Source organism: Ruegeria sp. BE1, from assembly GCF_056538885.1.
On sequence record NZ_JBQFTY010000001.1, the window covers coordinates 363,342 to 385,236 of the forward strand.

Below are 21,895 nucleotides of genomic sequence, written 5' to 3' on the forward strand. Positions count from 1 at the left end.
GATGAATATCGCACGCGCCTCTATCGACCGGCCCATCTATACGTGGCTGATCATCCTGATCGCCCTGTTCGGCGGCATCTGGGGGTTCTTGTCCCTCGGGCGGTTAGAAGACCCGGCCTTTACCATCAAAAACGCCGTGATCGCCACGCAATATCCCGGCGCCACGGCCGAACAGGTCGCGCTTGAGGTCTCGGAACCGCTGGAATCCGCCATTCAACAGATGGCCGAGGTCGACACGATCACCTCGGTCAACCAGCCGGGCTTTTCGCTGATCGAGGTTGAGGTCAAATCCACCTATGACGGCACCGAACTGCCGGAGATTTGGACCAAACTGCGCGCCAAGGTGCGGGACGCCGCCCGCGATCTGCCATCCGGTGTGGGTGCGCCGCTGGTGAATGACGGGTTTGGCGATGTGTTCGGCCTGTTCTATGCGGTCACCGCCGAGGGGTTCTCGGACGCCGAAAAACACGAATTGTCCACCTTCCTGCGGCGCGAGCTTTTGACGGTTCCCGGCGTCGCGGATGTTGAGGTCATGGGCCTGCCGCAAGAGGCGATTTTTGTCGAACCCGATCTTGCGATCTCGGTCAATCAGAACGTCCCCATTCCTGCGATTAATGAGGCCATCGCCAATGCGGATTCGGTGAACCCTTCGGGGTCGGTGCGCACAGATGCGGATCGAACCACGATCCTGACTGCCGAAGGGTCGGATACTGTATCCGCCATTGCGGGTTTGTCTTTGGGCTCGCAGGGTCAGGTGATTAACCTCTTTGATATGGCGAATGTGTTCCGGGCGCGTCAGACCGACCCCGAAGTCATGATCCGTTTTAACGGTGTCGAGGCGTTCACGCTGGGCATCGCGGGCCAATCGGATGAGAATATTGTCGAAGTTGGCCAGCGCGCGGACGCCAAGTTTGCCAAGTTGAACGCGCAAATCCCAGTAGGCGTAGAGATCCTGCCGATCTATCAGCAGCACGTGGTGGTCGAGCAGGCATCGAACGACTTTCTGGTCAATCTGGCGATGTCGGTTGCCATCGTGGTCGCGGTATTGGGCATCTTTATGGGCTGGCGCGCCGCCGTGGTGGTGGGCAGCACCCTTTTGCTGACCGTCGTCGGCACGTTGATGTTCATGTCCATCTTCTCGATCGAGATGGAGCGGATTTCGCTGGGCGCGCTGATCATCGCCATGGGGATGCTGGTCGACAACGCCATCGTTGTGGCCGAGGGCATGCAGATCGCCATGCTGCGCGGCAAAAACTCGCGCGATGCGGTGGAAGAGGCGGCGTCCAAGACACAAATCCCGCTGCTTGGCGCCACGGTGATCGGCATCATGGCCTTTGCAGGGATCGGCCTGAGCCCGGATGCGACCGGAGAGTTCCTGTTCTCGCTCTTTGCGGTGATCGGAATCTCGTTGATGCTCAGCTGGGTGTTGGCTTTGACGGTAACGCCGCTTCTGGGGCACTATTTCTTCAAACAGGGAACCGAAGGCGAGACCGATGCTTATGGCGGCATCATGTTCCGTGTCTACGGGGCAATCCTGCGCTGGGCGTTGCGGATGCGGTGGCTGGTGATCGCCGCACTGATCGGGGTGACGGCGGCTTGTTTCGTGGGCTTTGGCCTTGTGAAACAGCAGTTCTTTCCCGATTCAAACACGCCGTTGTTCTTTGTGCATTACAACCTGCCGCAGGGCACCCCGATTGCCCGCACCGCCGAAGACATGGCCGTGTTCGAGGATTGGCTAGCCGAGCGTGAGGATGTCGTCTCGGTCGCTACATTCGTGGGGCAGGGCGCCACGCGGTTCCTGCTGACCTATTCGGCGGAAAAGCCGAACCCAAGCTACGGGCACATGATCATCCGCACCAATACTCTGGACGAAATTCCAGCGTTACAGGCTGATCTTGAGGCATTTGGCTCGGCCCAGTTCCCCGAGGGCACATTCCGCACCAAACGTCTGATCTTTGGTCCGGGCGGCGGTGATCCCATTCAGGCGCGGTTCTCGGGCAGTGATCCGGCCGTACTGCGCGCATTGGCTGATGAGGCCGTGCTGAAGATGCGCGAAGCCTCCCCCAACGCGCTGAACGTCTATCACGACTGGCGCGAGCAAGAACTGGCGGTTCAGCCGATCTATGCGACCGAGCGCGCGCAAACCGCCGGTGTCGCGCGTGAGGATATTGCCGCCACGCTGCAGTTTTCGACCGATGGGCTTCCGGCGGGCGAATTCCGTGAACGCGACCGGCTTATCCCTATCATCCTGCGCCGTCCGGCGGATGGGGATTTTTCGATCGTGGATCAGGTCGTGTATTCCGATCAGTCTCAAAGGTTCGTGCCGATCGAACAGATGGTCGATGGGTTCGAATACCAGGCGCTCAACACTCTGGTCCATCGGCGCGACAGGGTGTTGACGATCACAGTGGGGGCCGACATTCCGCCCGACTTGACCGCGGCGCAGGTCCATTCCGAGGTCCGCGCGGTCATCGAAGGGATGGAATTGCCACCGGGCTATCGGATGGAATGGGGTGGTGAGTTTGAAAATGCCGGTGACGCCAATGAAAGCCTGGGACGTCAGTTGCCGCTGAGCCTTTTGATCATGGTGTTGATTTCGGTGCTGATCTTCAACGCGATCCGTCAGCCGATCATCATCTGGCTGTTGGTACCGATGTCGGTAAACGGCGTGGTGATCGGCCTTTTGGGTACGGGGTTGCCGTTCACCTTTACCGCGTTGTTGGGGCTGCTCAGCCTTTCGGGGATGCTGATCAAGAACGGTATCGTTCTGGTCGAGGAAATCGATCTGGTGCGCGTCACTGGCAAACCCCTGCGCGAGTCGATTGTCGAAGCCTCAGTCTCGCGTCTGCGTCCGGTAATGCTGGCGGCGATCACCACCATTCTTGGGATGGCGCCGCTATTGACCGATGCGTTCTTCAGGTCGATGGCGGTGACGATCATGGGTGGTCTGGCCTTTGCCACGATCCTTACAATGGTGGCGGCACCGGTGTTTTACCTCGTTTTCTTCGCGCGCGCGGAAAAACGCGAGGCCGCGTCTGCCTGACACTTTCGGGCGGCTGTTTCAGTCGCCCGAACCCTCTGCCGAACAGTCCTGTCTTAGATCAACGGGATCAATGGTACGTCACACCCGGCAAGAGCGATCAGAGTGGCGAATACAAACAGCTTGCGCATTTCTTTTTCCTTCTGCCCGATTGCAGAAAAAATGCGCGCCCGAGAACCTATGGTCAACGGGCGCGTAAATTCTTTTGTATTTAGGCAGGTTCGGGCCGGTCAGCCTTGCAGCGATTTCACCTCAACATCCCCTTCGGCCTGCGCCTTGATCGCCAGCGCCGCGGCATGGCTGGCAGCGGCAGTGGTGAAATAGGGGATTTTGTCATACAGCGCGATGGAGCGGATGGACTTGCTGTCCTCGACCGCCTGTGCGCCTTCGGTGGTGTTCATCAGCAGCTGGACCTGACCGTCTTTAAGCATATCGCCTACATCGGGGCGACCCTCATAGACCTTATTGACCACGTCGCAGGCAACGCCCTGTTCCGCCAGCCAAGCCTGTGTGCCGCGGGTTGCGACCAGAGAGAAGCCTTGTTCCGTCAGAACCTGCGCGGCCTCCAGCATCGCGGGTGTCTTGTCCGCGTCCTTGATCGAGATGAACGCCCGGCCCGAGGACGGCAGCACCATACCGGCCCCCATCTGCGCCTTGAGGAAGGCACGCGGGAAGTCGCGATCCCAACCCATGACCTCACCGGTTGAGCGCATTTCCGGGCCCAGAATGGTGTCGACGCCGGGGAAACGGGCAAAGGGCAGTACAGCCTCTTTCACGGAGAACCACGGCATGTCCGGGTCGGCCAGCGTCATCTGGTCGGCGATCTTGGTATCCTGACCTTCTTTATACGCAGGGCGCATCGGGAAGGCCGACAGTTTCTCACCGGCCATGATGCGCGCCGCGATGGAGGCAATCGCGCTGTCGGTGGCTTTGGCCACGAACGGCACGGTGCGCGAGGCGCGGGGGTTCACTTCGATCAGGTAGATGTCACCATCCTTGATCGCAAACTGCACGTTCATCAGGCCGACAACGTTCAGCGCCTTGGCCAGTTTGAACGTTTGCTCTTTGATCTGCTCGATTATGTCCTTGGACAGCGAGTAGGGCGGCAGCGAACAGGCGCTATCGCCCGAATGCACGCCGGCCTCTTCGATATGCTGCATGATGCCTGCGACATGCACGTCAGTACCGTCGCACAGCGCATCCACGTCCAGCTCAACCGCACCAGCCAGATAGCTGTCCAGCAGAACGGGGCTGTCGCCCGAGACCACCACGGCCTCGTTGATATAGCGCCGCAGCTGATCCATATCGCGCACGATTTCCATCGCACGGCCACCCAGAACGTAAGAGGGGCGGATCACCAACGGGAAGCCGATCTCTTCGGCGATCTCCAGCGCCTGCTCATCGGTCGCGGCGATGCCGTTCTTGGGCTGTTTCAGCCCCAGATCGTTCACCAGAGCCTGGAAGCGTTCACGGTCTTCGGCCAGATCAATCGCGTCGGGCGTGGTGCCGAGGATCGGAATGCCTTCGGCCTCAAGCGCATTGGCCAACTTCAGCGGCGTCTGACCGCCGAATTGAACGATCACACCGTGCAGGGTGCCATTTTCCTGCTCTTTCGTCAGGATTTCCATGACGTGTTCAAAGGTCAGCGGTTCAAAGTACAGGCGGTCCGAGGTGTCATAGTCGGTCGAAACCGTCTCGGGGTTGCAGTTGACCATGATGGTCTCATAGCCCGCGTCGGTCAGCGCGAAACAGGCGTGACAGCAGCAATAGTCGAACTCGATCCCCTGACCGATCCGGTTGGGGCCGCCGCCCAGAATGACGACCTTTTTACGGTCGCTCGGGCGCGCCTCGCATTCGACCTCACCCATCATCGGGGCCTCATAGGTCGAGTACATATAGGGCGTCTGCGCCTCGAACTCGGCGGCGCAGGTGTCGATGCGTTTGAACACGGCTTTGACGCCCAGATTGCGGCGGGCGCGGCGGACGTTGTCTTCGTCGCGACCTGTCAGATTGCCCAGACGCGCATCGGTGAAGCCCAGCATTTTCAGCTTGCGGATGCCGTCCTCGGTCACCGGCAGGCCGTCTTTGCGGACCTGACGCTCGGCCTCGATGATCTCGCGGATACGGGCCAGGAACCACGGGTCGAACTTGGTGACGCCGAAAATCTCGTCATCGGTCAGACCGTGGCGCATCGCCTGCGCGATGGTGCGCAGCCGGTCAGGCGTCTGCTGGCTGATCGCCTTGATCACGGCGGCCTTGTCGTCGGCCTCGTCCCAGACACCTACGTTCAGGCCGGGGATTTCGACCTCATCAAAGCCGGTCAGACCCGATTCCATCGAGGCCAGCGCTTTTTGCATCGATTCGTGGATCGTGCGGCCGATGGACATCGCCTCACCCACCGACTTCATCGCGGTGGTCAGGTAGGGTTCCGAGCCCGGGAATTTCTCAAACGCGAATTTCGGGATTTTGGTGACGACATAGTCGATGGTCGGCTCGAAGCTGGCAGGCGTGACCTTGGTGATGTCGTTGTCCAACTCATCCAGCGTATAGCCGACGGCCAGCTTCGCGGCGATCTTGGCAATCGGGAAACCCGTCGCCTTGGAGGCCAGCGCCGAGGAGCGCGACACACGCGGGTTCATCTCGATCACGACCATTCGGCCATCTTCGGGGTTGATCGCCCACTGCACGTTCGAACCGCCGGTTTCGACCCCGATTTCGCGCAGAACGGCGATCGAGCCGTTACGCATGATCTGGTATTCCTTGTCGGTCAGCGTGAGCGCTGGGGCCACGGTGATCGAGTCGCCGGTGTGCACGCCCATCGGATCGACGTTTTCAATCGAACACACGATGATGGCGTTGTCGGCGGTGTCGCGCACCACCTCCATCTCGTATTCCTTCCAGCCCAGCAGACTTTCGTCGACGAGGATCTGGTTCACGGGCGAGGCATCCATGCCCGAACGGCAGAAATGGATATAATCCTCACGGTTATAGGCCACACCGCCACCGGTGCCGCCCAGAGTGAACGCGGGGCGGATGATGGCGGGCAGGCCGATCTCTTCCAGCTCATCCAGCGCCATCTGTACGCCTGCATCCAGATCGGTCGAACCGTCTTCGCGCTTGGGCGCGGTCACGATGGTTGCCTTGGGGTTTTCAAGGCCCAGCCGGTCCATCGCTTCGCGGAACAGGGCGCGGTCTTCGGCCATTTCGATGGCGTCGCGCTTGGCGCCGATCATCTCAACGCCGAACTTCTCCAGCACACCCATCTCTTCCAGCGCCAGCGAGGTGTTCAGGCCGGTCTGACCGCCCATCGTGGGCAGCAGGGCATCGGGGCGCTCTTTCTCGATGATCTTGGCGACAACTTCGGGGGTGATCGGCTCGATATAGGTCGCGTCCGCCAGGCCGGGATCGGTCATGATGGTGGCGGGGTTTGAGTTCACCAGGATAACCCGGTACCCTTCCTCGCGCAGCGCTTTACACGCCTGCGCGCCGGAATAGTCGAACTCGCAGGCTTGACCGATAACAATGGGACCCGCCCCAATGATCATGATCGACTTGATGTCGGTTCTTCTCGGCATGGCCACGTTCCTTCGATTATCCGCGAGTCAGGGCACCGCCCAAGCGCCCAAATTGTCCTGCGTTATAGGGACAGCGCGAAAAGGTTCAAGGGGTATCGGAAACAGGGACGAAATTGCCGCTTTCCCCTCTTTCCCTCACCGCCGTATCCTCTATATCGCGCAGCACGGCAAATGAGGATGCAATTGCGTATTCGTTTTGATCAGGGCCCGGCCGGGCAGGGGACCACCTTCAACCGGCCAACCGACGTGATCCGCGCGGAAACGGCGGAGGACGTGCCCCACGCGTTGGAGGCGCTGGATACCGCACGCGCAGATGGTGCCTGGCTGGCGGGCTATGCCAGCTATGAACTGGGCTATGCGCTTGAGCCGCGACTGGCTGACCGGATGCCTGCGGACCGTCGCCTGCCTTTGCTGTGTTTCGGTGTTTATGACGCACCCGGCCAAAGCGATCTGCCTCCGGCTGCGGGGGGTGTGACCAGCTTTGCGCCCCGCTGGGACGAGCCGCGCTATACACGTGCCTTTCAACAGGTGCATGACGCCATAGGTGCCGGTGACATCTATCAGGCCAACCTGACCTTTCCTATCGACCTGACGGTTGAAGGCGACAGTGGGGCGCTTTATGCGGCCTTGGCCTCGGGTCAGCCCGTGGGGCATGGCGCATTGGTCCAGCAGGACGGGCTGCCCGACCTGCTCAGCCGCTCGCCCGAGCTGTTCTTTCGCACCGATGCCGATCGTATGATCGAAACCCGCCCGATGAAAGGCACCCAACCCCGCAGCGAAGATATGGCCGAGGATGCGCGCCGCCGCGATTTCCTGTCGCGCGATGAAAAGAACCGGGCCGAGAACCTGATGATCGTGGACCTGCTGCGCAACGACATAAGCCGCGTGGCGCTGCCCGGTTCGGTGAACGTGCCCGAGCTGTTCAAGGTCGAAACCTATGCGACCGTGCACCAGATGATCTCGCTGGTGCAGGCGCAGCTGCATCTGGGGGCCGAGCTGTCGGATATTCTGATGGCGCTATTCCCCTGCGGCTCGATCACTGGTGCGCCCAAGATTCGCGCGATGGAGATTCTGTCTGACCTCGAACCCTGGTCGCGTGACATCTATTGCGGTGCCATTGGCTGGGCCGCGCCGGACGGACGGTCGGAATTCAACGTGGCCATCCGCACATTGATGGTCGAGGATGGCAAAGCCACGCTGAATGTGGGCGGCGGCGTCGTCTGGGACAGTACGGCCCCGTCCGAATATGAGGAGGCGCTATGGAAAGCCCGCTTCGCCCACCAAATGATCCTGACTTCCGCGTAATTGAAACGCTTGGGTTTCGTCCCGGTCAAGGCTTCGTGCGGCTGGGCCGACATCTGGCTCGGATGGCCCGCACTGCCAAAGCGCTGGGCATTCCGTTCAACGCAAAACGGGCTGAGGACTGTCTGAACAGCGTGGCAGGCCCAAGCCCCTTGCGCTGCCGGTTGACCTTGGATGTTGACGGGGGACTGGACGTAACAACCGGGGCGTTGACCGAGAACCCTCCAGTCTGGAGCGTCGCGATTGCGCGGACACGTTTGAAAGCGTCTGACGTTTGGTTGCGACATAAGACAACGCAGCGCGCTGTGTATGACAACGCCCGCGCGTCTTTGCCCGATGGCATCGATGAGCTGATTTTCCTGAATGAGCGCAATGAGCTGTGCGAAGGCACGATCACCAACCTGTTCGTGCACATGCCCGATGGTCGACGCCTGACACCGCCTCTGTCCAGTGGCGTACTGCCCGGCGTTCTGCGCCAGGACTTGCTGGATAATAAACAAGTTACCGAAGCCGTCCTGACCTTGACCGATCTGAAAGAGGCAGAGAAGGTTTTTGCAGGAAATTCCCTGCGTAGTCTGATCCGGGTGGAGTTGTTAGAAGAGTGAGCAAGCAAACCGATTGGGCCGACAGCGCTGTACCGCACATGCGGCTGCGGTTTGAGTTTGGGCTGTTCTTTGTCGCCGTGCCCGTTCTGATCGCGGTGCTTTTTCCGCCGGACTGGATGTTCCCGTCTCTGTTCACCTTCACGGCCATCGGCATCGTTCTGCTGCACAATACACCCGGCTTTGCCTGGGCCGAACTTCGCTATAACTGGCGCAACTGGTCCTGGGCCGGGGTGGCCGCCTTCACCGGGGCAATGACGGGGTTTTGCGCCGCCCTTGTGATGGCAACCCGGCCCGAGGCCGCCTTCTTCTTGTTGCGTAACCGACCCGAGTTTCTGCTGGTGATCTGGGCCTTTTACCCGCTGGTCTCGGCCCTGCCACAAGAGCTGTTGTTCCGCGTGCTGTTCTTCCGCCGCTACCGCGCGATCCTGCCGGATGGCAGCGCGGCCTATCTGCTGAACGCGGCGCTGTTTTCGCTGGCCCATCTGATGTACTGGAGCTGGATCGTCGCCATCATGACCTTTGGCGGCGGGCTTTTGTTCACATGGGCGTACCGCAAGCGTGGCTCGTTTTTCTACGCGGTGCTGCTGCACGCGATTGCAGGCAACATCATCTTTGCGGCCGGTTTGGGTGTCTATTTCTACTCAGGCAACGTGCAAAGGCCGTTTTGAACGGGATACCTGCCTTGACTTTCGCGCCCCAACGGGGTGTATCGGCGCGACGAATTCTGCGCCCGAAGGGATATTTTCATGCACGCCTATCGCAGCCACACCTGCGCCGCTCTGACCGCCGCCAATGTCGGTGAAACCGTCCGCCTGTCCGGCTGGGTGCATCGTGTCCGAGATCACGGCGGCGTGCTGTTCATCGACCTGCGCGACCATTTCGGCGTGACGCAAGTGCTGTGCGACGGCGACAGCGCGGCCTTTGCCGAGCTGGAAAAGGTGCGGTCCGAGTGGTGTATCCGCATCGATGGCACCGTCAAAGCACGCGACCCCGAACTGGTGAACCCGAAACTGCCCACCGGCGAGGTCGAGGTTTACGTGCGCGAGCTGGAAGTGCTGGGCGCGGCCGACGAACTGCCCCTGATGGTCTTCGGCGAACAGGAATACCCCGAAGAAACCCGCCTGCGCTATCGTTATCTGGACCTGCGCCGCGAGGCGATGCAGCAGAACATGACCCTGCGCTCGGACGTTGTGTCCTCGATGCGCCGCCGCATGTGGGATCAGGGCTTCCGTGAGTATCAGACGCCGATCATCACGGCCTCGTCCCCCGAGGGCGCGCGTGACTTCCTGGTGCCTTCGCGCCTGCATCCGGGCAAGTTCTATGCGCTGCCGCAGGCCCCGCAGCAGTTCAAGCAGCTGATCATGGTGTCGGGCTTCGACAAGTATTTCCAGATCGCGCCCTGCTTCCGCGATGAAGACCCGCGCGCCGACCGTTCGCCCACCGATTTCTACCAGCTTGACCTTGAGATGTCCTTTGTCGAGCAGCAGGATGTGTTCGACACGATCCAGCCCGTTCTGACCGGTGTGTTCGAGGAATTCGGGGGGGGTCGCAAGGTGGATCAGGAATGGCCGCAGATCTCCTACAAGGACGCGGCCCTGTGGTATGGCAGCGACAAGCCCGACCTGCGGAACCCCATTAAAATGCAAGTGGTCTCCGACCACTTCCGCGGGTCTGGCTTTGCGATTTTCGCGAAGCTGTTGGAGCAGGACGGCACCGAAATCCGCGCCATCCCAGCGCCGACCGGTGGCAGCCGCAAGTTTTGTGATCGCATGAACGCATTCGCCCAGAAAGAGGGCCTGCCCGGCATGGGTTACATTTTCTGGCGCGATCAGGGTGAGGGGATGGAGGCCGCAGGACCGCTGGCCAAGAACATCGGCCCCGAACGCACTGAGGCGATCCGTCAGCAGCTGGGTCTGGGCGTGGGCGATGCAGCGTTCTTCCTGGGTGGCAAGCCGAAAGCCTTTGAAAAGGTTGCGGGAAAGGCGCGTGATGTGATCGGCGAAGACCTTGGCCTGACCGAAAAAGACCGCTTTGCCTTTGCGTGGATCGTGGATTTCCCGATCTATGAGCAGGACGAAGAAACCGGCGCGATCGACTTTGAACACAACCCGTTCTCGATGCCCCAAGGCGGCATGGAGGCGCTGAACGGCAATCCGCTGGACGTGCGTGGCTATCAGTATGATCTGGCCTGTAACGGGTATGAGCTGGTCTCGGGCGCGATCCGCAACCATAAGCCGGAAATCATGCTGAAGGCCTTTGAACTGGCGGGCTATGGCGCGGATGAGGTGAAATCGCGCTTTGGCGCGCTGTTCAATGCCTTCCACTATGGCGCGCCGCCGCACGGGGGCTGCGCTGCGGGCATCGACCGGATCGTGATGCTGCTGGCCGATGAGGCCAACATCCGCGAGGTCATGATGTTCCCGATGAACCAGCGCGCCGAAGACCTGATGATGGACGCGCCGTCCGATCCGACCTCGGATCAGTTGATGGAACTGGGTCTGCGGATCATCCCGCAGGAGTAACCCTGTTTAAACCCCTTAGAGGCCCGTCGCAGACCCTGCGGCGGGTTTTTTCTTGGCGGTCTGTACGGCTGCGCCCAATCCGCGAGCATGACCCTTACCATCACTTACTGCTTGCAGTACGCAAGGCTGTGCGCCGCTTGCCACCCGTATGTTCCGTGCGGTTGTCCGGGTCTGGCAATAGGCCCAGATGATCAGGATTGTTGCGGTCAGAAAATAGGCGGTCACCATCTCAAATCGCCTCACGCTGTTCCAGTCGGGCCTGAACGATGCCGGCGACCTGAGCGGCCAGAGCTGTCACCGGTGCACCGCTGGCGCGGGATTCCGCTAGCTTCTGAGCGGCATCTGCCAGAATCGTATCCTCGGCATCCCGGGCGACCCCACGCAGGAATTGGGCTGCGTAATCCAGTGTAAGATGATCATTTGGTCCAGCCAGAACATCCGCGATATGCGCCATATCGTCCTGATAAGCCATTGGGTCAGGGCAAATGACCTCATCCCGCACGGCGTGCAGGCTGTTGGGGCGGCGGTCTTCGGGCAAGCTTTCCAGAACGAATTTTTGGAAATGCGATAGTGATTTCAGTGGCTTGTGCAGGAACCCGTCCGCGCCAGCCTTCAGGGCGGCATCTTCGGCATGGTCATCGCCCGACATGGCCAGAATCGCACCGATCCGCGGATTGGTCTGGGTGAGTTCCGCAATCAGTTCTGCCCCGGACCCGTCCGGCAGGCCAATATCCACCAGAATGACCGAGGGGCGGTAAATCTGCAGGTGCCGCCGCGCGGATGTCAGGCAATCGGCGCGCCGGATACGCGCGCCCGAGTGCAGGCACATCAGGCGGATCGCGTCGCAGGCGTAACGGCTGTCTTCGACAACCAGAATGGTTTGACCCAGCAGCGGCCGCGTGGCCGTCGGCTGCGCGGGAGAGGCGAAGGGGCTCGAATCGTCCATGGCAGAACTCCTAATCAGCAGATGCCTCACGCTAGGAACTTCTGGCTAACACGACGTTAACGGCAATTTGGCGCACTTGTTCTTTGGCTGAACTGCCCTCATAACCGCTGCAACGCAGAATGGAGGAGAGTTCTATGATTGGTCGTTTGAACCATGTTGCCATCGCTGTACCCGATCTTGAGGCCGCGTCCGAGCAATACCGCAACGCCTTGGGGGCCAAGGTCGGTGCGCCTCAGGACGAACCTGATCACGGTGTGACCGTGGTGTTCATCGAACTGCCCAATACCAAGATCGAACTGCTGTATCCGCTGGGCGAGAACAGCCCGATCAACGGATTTCTGGAAAAGAACCCGTCAGGCGGCATTCACCATGTCTGCTATGAGGTCGATGACATCATCGCGGCGCGTGATCATTTGAAAGAAACCGGAGCCCGCGTGCTGGGATCAGGCGAGCCCAAGATCGGTGCCCATGGCAAGCCGGTGCTTTTCCTGCACCCCAAGGACTTTAACGGCTGCTTGGTTGAGCTAGAACAGGTTTAACACACGCGAGGCTGTCATGACGATCACTGCTGCTCTGGTTCTTTTTGCCGTCATCTGGTTCATGACGCTGTTGGTGGTGCTGCCGATCCGCATCAAGACGCAGGGCGATCTGGGTGAGATCGTTCCGGGCACCCATGCCGGTGCGCCGGAAGTGCATCACATGAAGAAAAAGCTGTGGATCACCACCGGGATAACGGTGGTGCTGTGGGTGGTTATTGCAGGGATCATCATCTCGGGCGTGATTTCGGTGCGCGACTTTGACTGGCTGAACCAGCTTGAGCCGCGCGGCTAGGCGTCAGGCGGACAGTTTGTGATAGATATGGGTGAAGGTCGCGGCCCCGATGATCGGGATCACGAGGTTCACCAGCGGCACTGACAAGGGGATCGCCATCAGCGTCCCCGCCATCCAGATCGTGGTGATATGCTTGGCCCGCAGCTTGCGCGCTCCGTCACGCCCGATGCGGCGCAGGGCGGCTAGAGTGAAATATTCCCGGCCCAGCAGAAACCCGTTCATCGCCCAGAAGATAAAGGGCGCCAGCGGCGTGAAAATCGCGTAGAGGATCAGCGCCAGCAGGTTGGCGACGATCAGCAGGCCCATAAAGCTGAGCGCGTCCCGCAACCCCTCGCTAAAGGGGATGCCGGGTACGGCGGCTAAGGTGGGATAGTGTTTGTCCTCGACCGCCTGCGCGACCTCTTCCAGAAACATCGAGATAATGGCCGAGGCGACGGGCATCATCAGAAACACAGGCAGGATCAGCACCACGAAGATACCGGAATAGCTTAGCACGTCATTCAGCCACGGGACTGCCCCGATCCAGGGCAATGAGATTTCACTCCCCGACGCCCGGTTTATCAGCCAGATCGCCACGGCACAGGCCGCGATCAACAATGCAATCGTCAGCCCCACACCGCGCAGCAGGACGGCACGGAACTTGGGGTCTCCGATCTGGCCAAGGGCTGCGAAAAACGCGTTGAAGATGATCATTCCGAGACCCACTCGGTCAACTCAGCAATGTCAGGGCGGGGGCGTTCGGGTGGGGTGGTGCCCTCGGTCGCGATATGGATCAGGCCCGCGACCCGTTCATTGTCTTGCAGGCCGAAAGCCTGACGGCAGAACGCGGGGTCGTGGGTTTGCCAGCCTGACAGCCAGTTTGCGCCCCAGCCAGCGGCAAGGGCCGCGTTCAACAGCGCCAGACAAACGGCCCCTGCGGAATAGGTCTGTTCGATTGCAGGCACTTTTTCCGACGGCTTTTGTACTTCGATCACCGCGACGGCCAGATGGCCCATGTCGAACTGGCTTTGGGCTTTGGCGATCTCTTCGGGGGTTTTGCCCAACTTCTCACCGCTGTGCCGTGTCAGTTCGGACAGGCGTGGCATCGCGCCTTTTTCCAGCACGATGAAGCGCCAGGGCTCCAGCTTGCCATGATCCGGGCTGCGCGCGGCGGCGGTCAGCAGCGGCAACAGCTCGTCCCGTGTCGGGGCCGGGGCGACCAGAGTTTTCGCGGGGCGCGACCGGCGTGATTGCAGGAATTCCAGAGCGGCCGGGTTTTTCAAGGACATATGTTAACTTCCTTTACATGAGCAGTGTGTATCTGGTTGAACATCTGGCCCGTTTCAAGTGCAAACAGCTGGATATGCGGGATCAATTTCATTCCCCGCGCGCCCATGCAAGTGTGTTTGCAGGCAGGAGGGACAAGATGGCCAAACCAAAGCTGCGCGATGTGCCGGATCTAAGCGCCTATGCCGTGCCGGGCACCGCGTTGGCAGTCCGAGTGACACCCAAAGCGGCAAAAGACAGTATCGCGCTGGATGGCGGGAAAATCCGCATCACCGTGACCGCGCCGCCGGAAAACGGCAAAGCCAATGACGCGGTGCGCCGGATATTGGCGATGGCTATGGGGATCGCCCCGTCCGATCTGACCCTGAAGCAGGGGCCGACGTCGCGGGACAAGCTTTTCGTTTACGCGCCCTGATCTGGACGTTCGTGAATCTGGTAAACCCCTTCGGGCAGGTCCAAAGCTGCCGCCAGGTCGCGAACCTGTTCCGGCGACAGGGTTATCTTTTGCATCTGGTCCGTCCGGGGGTCCAATTGCTCCAGCGTTACACATTCGGCAAAGCTGTTGATGACGACATCCTCTTGCAACGGCTTGGGGCCATCGTCGACCAGAGTGATGACTGTCGAGTCGAATTCATGCTCAATCGAAAACATGTTGGCAGAGTGCCGGGCGAAGCTCGGCAATGCAACCCGTTCGCGCATAAACCGGGTGTGGCGGTCCAAGTAGGAGCGCGCTATGGTTTCGCAAACGGGATCGCCGTTTCAAAGGAATTTCTATGCGTCGTCTGACCTATCTGCTGTTTTCACTGGTGCTGGCGGCGTGCAACGCGGGTGGCCTGCGCGTGCAGCCTGTGACCGAGTGGTCGCCGGACACGCAGGATTTCCGGGTTGAGGCCGAAGCCTTTCGCGAAATCAGCCAGACCGTGGGCAAAGAGGCGCGGGCCGAGTGTCTGCGGCAGGGCCGGGTGAGAAACTGCGACTTTACGATCCTGGTCGATCTGAATCCGAACGCTCCGGCAAATGCGTTTCAGACTCTGGATGATAAGGACCAGCCGGTCATCATCTTTACCCGGGCGATGATCCAATCCGCAAACAACGCCGATGAACTGGCTTTTGTAATGGGGCACGAGGCGGCCCATCATGTTTTGGGGCATATCGATCAACAATCCAAAAACGCCCGGGAAGGCGCCGCGATTTTCGACAGGCTGGGAAAGCTCTATGGCGAAGACGGGGCGCAGCTTGAGCGCTCGCAAAAGCTGGGCGCTGAGGTGAATGTGCAGATCAACGTCAAACAGTTTGAACTGGAGGCGGACCAACTGGGCACAATCATCACCCATAATGCCGGGTATGATCCTTTGGTCGGTGCAAAGTTTTTTGACCGTATCCCGGATCCGGGGGATCAGTTTCTGGGCACGCACCCTCCGAATGCGGATCGGGTGCAGATTGTTTTGGAAACCGCACGGCAACTGGGTCTGACACAATGACTGTCGTGACACGGCTGGGCGTGATCCTCACCGACAGGGGCTCGAAATACGCGGTGTCGGGCGCACCAGTGACGACGCGCGCCGATGTCGATGCGGTGCTGCAGGCGCTGAAGGCAGACAAAGCCTATGCCAAGGCAACCCACAACACCTGGGCTGCTGTTCTGCCCACAGGGGCGCTCAAGGCCGATGACGGCGAAAGCGGTGCCGGCATGGTGATCCTGCGCATGTTGGAACGAGCGGGAATGGACGGCCACGTGGTGATTGTCACCCGTTGGTATGGCGGCAAGAAACTGGGCGGAGACCGTTTTCGTCGCGTACAGGACGCCACGCGCGCCTATCTGGACCATATCGGCGTGGGGCCTTGACCTGAGTCAAAGGCCCATCCGCAGCTTTCGGCTATCCTGTTAGGGACGTGCGACAGGAGAGGATCAGCTATGGCGGATCAGGACGTATTGAAACTTCACGCCGGTCTGGTCGACCGGATGGCAACCAAACTTGGGGTGGACCTGCAAGAGGCGGCGATCAGTGGGGATGTTTCCATCGATCAACTGACCGACGCTGTCTTGAGATGCACGGATTGCCCGAACCCCGGCCACTGCCAGAGTTTCCTGAACGAAATGGGTCAGGCGACACAGACACCTGAATACTGCCGGAATCAGAATCTTCTTGGCAAACTCGTGCCGTAACGACCGGAGTGCCCCATGCCCCATCTCGGAGAGATCATGACCCACCTGCGCCTTGTCCTGCGTATGGGGCGGGCGACGGGTACGGATATGGTTGCGGCCCATTCCAAAGGGCACCTGACACAGCAGGATTGGGCCGAAATGATTCAGTATTGCCGGGGCTGTGGCTGGGCCAACCAATGCCCGGATTGGCTGGATCAACATGAAAACATCGTCGGTGCTCCGCAGACCTGCAAAAACCATCAGCGGTTTGCGGCGCTGAAGACGCGGTTAGAACAGGAAACAGCATGACACGTTCCGTTCTGGGTGATGTCGAAAAACACTTCTGGCTGACCCGATCCGTGGCACGCTGCATGAACGTGTCTTTCACCGAAGCCATGGCCGATGGCCGTCTGACCCCGGACGAGTATGCCCGGATGATCACCCGGTGCAGGGCGTCGAATTGCAGTGAGGACTGTGTTCTGTGGCTGGCACAGCAACAATCCGAGGCCAGCGCGGCCCCGGAGTTCTGTGCCAATGCGGATCAGTTGAACGCGCTGAAGCGCTGATCAGAGCTTGGAATGCGACCCGTCGCAAAGCGGTGATTTCTTGCTGTGCTTGCAGCCACAGAAAAACACCTTTTTGGTGCTGTCTGCGGTGTATTTTATCGGCTCGAAACTTGTGTCCTTGTGGGATCCATCGCAAAACGGCTGCCTTTTGGACTGCCCGCAGGAACACCAGAAATAGCTTTTGCCCTCGGTCACCTCAACAGGGTAGGGGTCTTTTTGGGCGATAATGGGGGTGTCTGACATGTGGCTACTCCGTCTTTGCTGATGTCACTGCAACAAGAGTAGGCCGATCCGTGCAAAACGGTAGTCTTTGCTCAGAAATCTGCGTTGTCTGAGGGGGTTACTGGCAGTGTTCCGCCTTCATCACGTGTTTGTGATTGAATCCGTTGCCAAAATATCACCGAAGTCGTATTCTGAGACTGGCCCCGAATTCTTGGGCAATATCAGGAAATTAATAAAGGAATGACGGATATGAAAATCAAGTTTTTTGCCGTTGGTGCATTTGCCCTGGTCCTGGCTGCGTGCTCGCAGCAGGAGGAGCCAGCACCGGTTTACATCACCCCTGAATATGACAAGTTCGGTACGCCGAGCTGCCCGGCAGGTACCGAGCTGGCCACCACCGAAGCTGGTCAGACCGTGTGTAACCCGGTCGCACAGTAAGAATTCCGCGGGCGGCTTTTGCTTTAGGCCGCCCGCATCTATAATCAGTCGCAGCCGCCCCCGGGGCGGCTTTTTTATCGTCAGAGGGTCAATGAGAAACTTCTTTACACGTCTCAGGGATCGCACCGTCTGGAGCTGGCAGGGTCTGGTGGCCACGTGGCGCGATGAATATTCGTTTCGGGTCTGGGGCTGGGCGAATCTGATTTCTGCCGGTCTGGTGTTTTTGCTGCCACTGGACAGCGGTATGCGCACGCTGATCCTTGTTTTGGGTTTGCTGGTATTGGTGGCAGAGCTGTTCAATACCGCGATTGAACGGGCGGTTGACCACACCTCGACCGAACAGAACACTCTGGCGGGTCAGGCCAAGGACGCCGCCAGTGCAGCCGTCGCTCTGACGGCTGTGACGGCGGGCGTCGCATGGGTGGCCGGGGTGGTCAGCCTGTTTTAACAGAGGCGGCGTCAGTGACGCCGCTTGTAATACTTGAACCCCCGATGCCGGATGCCATAGCGTTTGGGGATGTAATAGGGCGACACGTGTTTTTTGCGGAACCCGTGTGCCGACCGATGATGTCGTTTGACCGGTTTGCGATAGTAAACCCGCGGTTTTGATTTATGCAGATGGACCTTGGGCTTTTTGCCTTTGTGGTGAACCTTGACCTCGGGCTTATGCTCTTTGGTCACGCCATAATAGCGGTGAACCTGATGCTGGCTTTTGTGCAGAAGGTTCTGAGGTTTGGTCCCGACCACCAGAAACCCGCCCGAGCGGACCTGGTCAGCGACAGCAGGCATCGCAAAGACATGGGCGGCAAAGACCACCGCCAGACATTTCAGGCCATAGAGGCGCAGATAAGACATTGGACTCTCCTTACTACAAGGCAGTTCGTCCTGTCATGATCCGCCATCGGGGGGCAAAACGCCAATAAACTCGGCTCACGCTTCGACTATCGGGGGTGACCGGATCAGACGAGCTTGCCCCAGAGGTCATATTCCCCGGCTTCGTCCACCTCGACCCGGACAATGTCGCCGGGTTTGAGGTCTTCGAACCCTTCATCGATGAACAGATTGCCGTCGATCTCGGGGGCATCCGCCTTGGTGCGGCAGGTGGCGGCCTCGGCATCGACTTCATCTACGATCACGTCGATGGTCTGGCCGACCTTTGCGGCCAGCTTGGCCTCGGAAATGGCCTGCGCCTTTTCCATGAAGCGGTCCCAGCGGTCCTGCTTGACCTCGGCCGGGACATGATCTGGCAGGTCGTTCGACCGTGCGCCATCGACGTTTTCGTATTGGAAGCAACCGACACGATCCAGCTGCGCCTCATCCATCCAATCCAGCAGGGTCTGGAACTCGGCCTCGGTCTCGCCGGGGTAGCCGACGATAAAGGTTGACCGCAGGGTGATGTCCGGGCACGTGGCGCGCCAGGCGGCGATTTCGTCCAGTGTTTTGGCCGCCGCCGCCGGGCGGGCCATGCGTTTCAGAACGTCCGGATGGGCGTGCTGGAACGGAATATCCAGATAAGGCAGCACATTGCACCCGGCATCCGCCATCAGCGAGATCAACTCGCGCACATGCGGGTAGGGGTAGACATAGTGCAGACGCACCCAGGCATCGAGCTGCCCCAGTTCGCGCGAAAGATCGGTGATGTGGCTGCGCACCTCGCGGTCTTTCCACGGGTTCACGTCGTATTTCCGGTCCAGCCCATAGGCCGAGGTGTCCTGCGAAATCACCAGCAGTTCGCGCACGCCATTGTCGACCAATTTCTCGGCCTCGCGCAGAACGGCATGTGCCGGGCGGCTGGCCAGTTTCCCGCGCATGTCAGGGATAATGCAGAACTTGCACTTGTGGTTGCAGCCCTCGGAAATCTTGAGATAGCTGTAGTGGCGCGGGGTCAGCTGCACGCTGGCGGCGGGGAGCAAGTCCACAAACGGATCAGGATCGGGCGGCACGGCGCTGTGAACGGCATCCAGAACCTGTTCATATTGATGCGGGCCGGTCACGGCCATGATGCGGGGATGATGCTCGCGGATGTAATCCGGTTCCGCCCCCAGACAGCCGGTCACGATGACCTTGCCGTTTTCCACCAAAGCCTCGCCAATGGCGTCCAGCGATTCAGCCTTGGCGCTGTCGAGGAAGCCGCAGGTGTTCACAATCACGGCATCTGCCCCGGAATAATCCGGCGAAATTCCGTACCCTTCGGCCCGCAAACGGGTCAGGATACGCTCACTGTCGACCAGAGCTTTGGGGCAGCCAAGGGACACCATGCCGATGGTGGGCTGATTCAAACGTGGCGTCTCGGGCATCCGGGCGGCTGGCGCCAGATCGGGGCGGAGGTTTGGCGGGTTTGTACTCATTGGGCGGCATATAGTGGGGAACGCTTCCCCTTGCAAATGATGGCTGAGCTTTGAATGATCTTTTCAACGCATGCCAAAAAAGCGGAGAGCAGAAAAATGAAGTGGCTGTTGCGCATCCTGTTCCTTTTCGTGGTCGCATTTGGCCTTGCGATTGGCGCGCTGTTGCTGATGCCGGGCGACAAGCTGGCCACGATCCTGGCCGAGCAGGTCAAGGCCAAAACCGGGCGAGAGCTTAGCCTGACCGGTGAGGTCAAACTGTCGTTCTGGCCGGTTCTGGGAATGGAGACGGGGCCTGTCACCTTTAGCAACGCCCCCTGGGCGGCATCGGAACCGATGCTGAGCGCGAACAGCCTGGCCGTCGGCGTCGATGCTGCGGCCCTGCTGAATGGTGAGTTTCGTATCCGCCGCGTCATTGCTGATCAGCCCGTGCTGCGGTTGGAACTGTCGGACGGGCGGGGAAACTGGGAGCTGAGTGCCGCTGGCTCTCAGCCCAGTGCCCAGGCCAGTTCAGGGCAAGCCACCGCGCCCACGCAGACCTCGTCACAGGGCGCCGTCACTCTGGATCGCCTGGAACTGACAGATGCGCGGTTGCTTTACATCGAAAACGGCGTGAAGACCTTCGATTTCTCGGGCGTTGATCTGTCTGCCAGTTGGCCCGATGTTTCCGCACCGATGATCATGGCGGCGCAGATGGGCGTGCCGGGGGGGACGGTCAATGTCGACCTCAAGATACCGAACCTGCCCGCCTATGCCTCGGGCGCGGTGGCACCGTTGCAACTGGCCCTGACCGCGCCGGGCGGAGAGTTCGGCTTTGACGGCCGCGTTAACCTGGCCGGAGAGATGGACGGCAGTCTTGAGGTCAAGACGACCAATACCGAACAGATGCTGGCGGCGTTCGGGCAGGCGGGCGTTGGCGTGCCCCGGGGATTGGGTCGTGTGGCCGATGTCTCGGGGCATATGACTTATACAAGCGATGGCCGTGCATCGCTGCGCCAGATGGTGGCACAGCTGGATAACAATCGCTTCACTGGCGATGTGGACGTCGAGATCGCGGACCCGCCCAAAATCACCGCGCGTCTCAAGACCGGCGATCTGGATTTGTCGCGTTACAATGAGACATCGGATTCCGGGGGCGGCGGCTCTGCTACGGCCCCTGCAACCGGCAGTGGATGGTCAACTGACCCCATCGACGCCTCTGCGCTGGCGCTGGCCAATGGCGAAATCCGCCTGACCGCCGCATCCATCGCGGTGCCTGATCTGACGCTGGGCCCAAGCGACCTGACGCTTAGCCTGGATCGATCCCGGGCGGTTCTCAAGATGAACCCCGCCACTTTGTTCGCGGGCACAGTGACCGGGCAGGTGGTCGCCAATAATCGAAACGGGCTGTCAGTTGGCGGCAATCTGAAAGCCGACGGTATCAACCTGCAGCAAGCTCTGTCGACCGCGCTTGATGTCAATGGGTTCACGGGAACTGGCTCTGGCAGTTTCGACTTTCTGGGCGTGGGGCAAACCGAAGATCAGATCATGCGCTCTCTCAGCGGGAAGGGCGGCCTGAATGTGGGGCAAGGCGTGATTTCGGGCTTTGATCTTGACCGGTTGATGGGACGGGGCAAGGGCACTGGTGGAACAACGGTTTTCAACAGTCTGACGGCCAGCTTTACGATGGATCAGGGGGTTCTGACCAACAATGATCTGTTGATGTCGCTGGATAACTTCCGCGCTGATGGCAAAGGGGTGGTCAATATCGGGGCGCAGACGCTTGACTATTTGTTTACGCCGACCGCGTTACGGGCCAATTCCGGCCAAGGCATTTCGGTGCCAGTTCGCATTGTCGGTCCTTGGAGCAACCCGTCGATCAAACCTGATCTGACCAAGGTGATCGAAGCTGCCGCCGAAGGGCAGTTGAAAGACCTGGAAGACGACGCCAAGCAAAAGGTGCTGGATAAGGTCGGTGATGAGTTGGGGACTGTGGTCACCGACAGCGAAAGCGTCGAAGATGCCCTGAAGAACAAACTGGAGGAAGAGGCCAAGAAGGGCCTGCTCAAACTGTTTGGTGCAGACTAAAAGGGGTGCCCTCGGGCACCCCTT

The 21,895-nt window shown here is 60.0% G+C and carries 24 protein-coding genes; 16 read left to right on the top strand and 8 right to left on the bottom strand.

The genetic code is table 11. From position 1 onward, the window contains the following. The first annotated feature begins 1 nt into the window (after nt 1). Entirely contained in the window at nt 2–3,043 is a 3,042-nt protein-coding gene (locus tag ACR0J5_RS01795) for an efflux RND transporter permease subunit (protein ID WP_480650143.1), read from the top strand. Between the two features lie 227 nt (nt 3,044–3,270). Here the strand turns inward: ACR0J5_RS01795 and carB are convergent, their stop codons facing one another. Further along, nucleotides 3,271–6,615: a carbamoyl-phosphate synthase large subunit gene (gene carB / locus ACR0J5_RS01800; protein ID WP_480650144.1), complete on the bottom strand. Its 3,345-nt coding sequence runs from the start codon at nt 6,613–6,615 to the stop codon at nt 3,271–3,273. 177 nt (nt 6,616–6,792) lie between these two features. Between carB and ACR0J5_RS01805 the strand changes: the two genes are divergently transcribed. The 4 genes from ACR0J5_RS01805 (at nt 6,793) to aspS (ending at nt 11,044) form a co-directional block, all read left to right on the top strand. Further along, nucleotides 6,793–7,920 carry an aminodeoxychorismate synthase component I gene (locus ACR0J5_RS01805; protein ID WP_480650145.1) on the top strand — a complete coding sequence of 376 codons (1,128 nt, stop codon included), beginning with the start codon at nt 6,793–6,795 and terminating at the stop codon, nt 7,918–7,920. Continuing rightward, nucleotides 7,875–8,522, top strand: a complete 648-nt coding sequence (locus ACR0J5_RS01810) for an aminotransferase class IV family protein (RefSeq protein ID WP_480650146.1) — start codon at nt 7,875–7,877, stop codon at nt 8,520–8,522. The genes ACR0J5_RS01805 and ACR0J5_RS01810 overlap by 46 nt, the downstream gene beginning before the upstream one ends. Next, nucleotides 8,519–9,190 (top strand): CPBP family intramembrane glutamic endopeptidase, encoded by a 672-nt coding sequence (locus tag ACR0J5_RS01815; RefSeq protein ID WP_480650147.1) that lies wholly within the window; start codon nt 8,519–8,521, stop codon nt 9,188–9,190. The genes ACR0J5_RS01810 and ACR0J5_RS01815 overlap by 4 nt, the downstream gene beginning before the upstream one ends. Before the next feature lie 78 nt (nt 9,191–9,268). Continuing rightward, nucleotides 9,269–11,044 carry an aspartate--tRNA ligase gene (gene aspS, locus ACR0J5_RS01820; RefSeq protein WP_480650148.1) on the top strand — a complete coding sequence of 592 codons (1,776 nt, stop codon included), beginning with the start codon at nt 9,269–9,271 and terminating at the stop codon, nt 11,042–11,044. A gap of 229 nt (nt 11,045–11,273) precedes the next feature. On the opposite strand, the gene ACR0J5_RS01825 is transcribed toward aspS, so the two are convergent. Then, nucleotides 11,274–11,990 carry a response regulator gene (locus ACR0J5_RS01825; RefSeq protein ID WP_480650149.1) on the bottom strand — a complete coding sequence of 239 codons (717 nt, stop codon included), beginning with the start codon at nt 11,988–11,990 and terminating at the stop codon, nt 11,274–11,276. A gap of 134 nt (nt 11,991–12,124) precedes the next feature. Between ACR0J5_RS01825 and mce the strand changes: the two genes are divergently transcribed. Further along, a complete protein-coding gene (gene mce / locus ACR0J5_RS01830) occupies nt 12,125–12,529 on the top strand; it encodes a methylmalonyl-CoA epimerase (protein WP_480650150.1) in 405 nt (134 codons plus the stop codon). 16 nt (nt 12,530–12,545) lie between these two features. Then, nucleotides 12,546–12,821 (top strand): DUF1467 family protein, encoded by a 276-nt coding sequence (locus ACR0J5_RS01835; protein ID WP_480650151.1) that lies wholly within the window; start codon nt 12,546–12,548, stop codon nt 12,819–12,821. 3 nt (nt 12,822–12,824) lie between these two features. On the opposite strand, the gene ACR0J5_RS01840 is transcribed toward ACR0J5_RS01835, so the two are convergent. Then, entirely contained in the window at nt 12,825–13,514 is a 690-nt protein-coding gene (locus ACR0J5_RS01840) for an EI24 domain-containing protein (protein ID WP_480650152.1), read from the bottom strand. Further along, entirely contained in the window at nt 13,511–14,089 is a 579-nt protein-coding gene (locus ACR0J5_RS01845) for a nitroreductase family protein (protein WP_480650153.1), read from the bottom strand. The genes ACR0J5_RS01840 and ACR0J5_RS01845 overlap by 4 nt, the downstream gene beginning before the upstream one ends. Nucleotides 14,090–14,226: 137 nt before the next feature. On the opposite strand from ACR0J5_RS01845, the gene ACR0J5_RS01850 reads away from it, so the two are divergent. Then, the gene (locus tag ACR0J5_RS01850) at nt 14,227–14,502 is read left to right on the top strand and encodes a DUF167 domain-containing protein (RefSeq protein WP_480651415.1); all 276 of its coding nucleotides are present in this window, start codon (nt 14,227–14,229) and stop codon (nt 14,500–14,502) included. Here the strand turns inward: ACR0J5_RS01850 and ACR0J5_RS01855 are convergent. Then, on the bottom strand, nt 14,490–14,738 hold the full coding sequence (locus ACR0J5_RS01855; RefSeq protein WP_480650154.1) for a hypothetical protein: 249 nt from the start codon (nt 14,736–14,738) through the stop codon (nt 14,490–14,492). The genes ACR0J5_RS01850 and ACR0J5_RS01855 overlap by 13 nt on opposite strands. Nucleotides 14,739–14,860: 122 nt before the next feature. Between ACR0J5_RS01855 and ACR0J5_RS01860 the strand changes: the two genes are divergently transcribed. The 5 genes from ACR0J5_RS01860 (at nt 14,861) to ACR0J5_RS01880 (ending at nt 16,799) form a co-directional block, all read left to right on the top strand. Next, nucleotides 14,861–15,568: a M48 family metallopeptidase gene (locus ACR0J5_RS01860; RefSeq protein ID WP_480650155.1), complete on the top strand. Its 708-nt coding sequence runs from the start codon at nt 14,861–14,863 to the stop codon at nt 15,566–15,568. After that, complete coding sequence (locus tag ACR0J5_RS01865; protein WP_480650156.1) at nt 15,565–15,933, top strand: YigZ family protein; 369 nt, start codon at nt 15,565–15,567, stop codon at nt 15,931–15,933. Before ACR0J5_RS01860 ends, ACR0J5_RS01865 begins: the two co-directional genes overlap by 4 nt. 69 nt (nt 15,934–16,002) lie before the next feature. After that, nucleotides 16,003–16,254, top strand: a complete 252-nt coding sequence (locus ACR0J5_RS01870; RefSeq protein WP_480650157.1) for a DUF6455 family protein — start codon at nt 16,003–16,005, stop codon at nt 16,252–16,254. Nucleotides 16,255–16,269: 15 nt separating this feature from the next. Continuing rightward, nucleotides 16,270–16,542 carry a DUF6455 family protein gene (locus tag ACR0J5_RS01875; RefSeq protein WP_480650158.1) on the top strand — a complete coding sequence of 91 codons (273 nt, stop codon included), beginning with the start codon at nt 16,270–16,272 and terminating at the stop codon, nt 16,540–16,542. Further along, nucleotides 16,539–16,799, top strand: a complete 261-nt coding sequence (locus ACR0J5_RS01880) for a DUF6455 family protein (protein WP_480650159.1) — start codon at nt 16,539–16,541, stop codon at nt 16,797–16,799. Before ACR0J5_RS01875 ends, ACR0J5_RS01880 begins: the two co-directional genes overlap by 4 nt. Here the strand turns inward: ACR0J5_RS01880 and ACR0J5_RS01885 are convergent, their stop codons facing one another. Next, entirely contained in the window at nt 16,800–17,042 is a 243-nt protein-coding gene (locus ACR0J5_RS01885; protein WP_480650160.1) for a CDGSH iron-sulfur domain-containing protein, read from the bottom strand. 219 nt (nt 17,043–17,261) lie between these two features. Here ACR0J5_RS01885 and ACR0J5_RS01890 point away from each other — a divergent pair, with 219 nt between their 5' ends. Together ACR0J5_RS01890 and ACR0J5_RS01895 are read left to right on the top strand one after the other, a co-directional pair. Beyond that, nucleotides 17,262–17,459: a hypothetical protein gene (locus ACR0J5_RS01890; protein ID WP_480650161.1), complete on the top strand. Its 198-nt coding sequence runs from the start codon at nt 17,262–17,264 to the stop codon at nt 17,457–17,459. Nucleotides 17,460–17,550: 91 nt separating this feature from the next. Further along, on the top strand, nt 17,551–17,907 hold the full coding sequence (locus ACR0J5_RS01895) for a diacylglycerol kinase (RefSeq protein ID WP_480650162.1): 357 nt from the start codon (nt 17,551–17,553) through the stop codon (nt 17,905–17,907). 11 nt (nt 17,908–17,918) lie between these two features. Here the strand turns inward: ACR0J5_RS01895 and ACR0J5_RS01900 are convergent, their stop codons facing one another. Together ACR0J5_RS01900 and rimO are read right to left on the bottom strand one after the other, a co-directional pair. Then, nucleotides 17,919–18,314, bottom strand: a complete 396-nt coding sequence (locus tag ACR0J5_RS01900) for a hypothetical protein (RefSeq protein ID WP_480650163.1) — start codon at nt 18,312–18,314, stop codon at nt 17,919–17,921. 104 nt (nt 18,315–18,418) lie between these two features. Beyond that, nucleotides 18,419–19,807 carry a 30S ribosomal protein S12 methylthiotransferase RimO gene (gene rimO, locus ACR0J5_RS01905; protein ID WP_480650164.1) on the bottom strand — a complete coding sequence of 463 codons (1,389 nt, stop codon included), beginning with the start codon at nt 19,805–19,807 and terminating at the stop codon, nt 18,419–18,421. A 96-nt stretch (nt 19,808–19,903) separates the two neighbouring features. Here rimO and ACR0J5_RS01910 point away from each other — a divergent pair, with 96 nt between their 5' ends. Then, nucleotides 19,904–21,871, top strand: coding sequence for an AsmA family protein (locus ACR0J5_RS01910; RefSeq protein ID WP_480650165.1), 1,968 nt, complete (start codon nt 19,904–19,906; stop codon nt 21,869–21,871). The last annotated feature ends 24 nt before the right edge of the window (nt 21,872–21,895 follow it).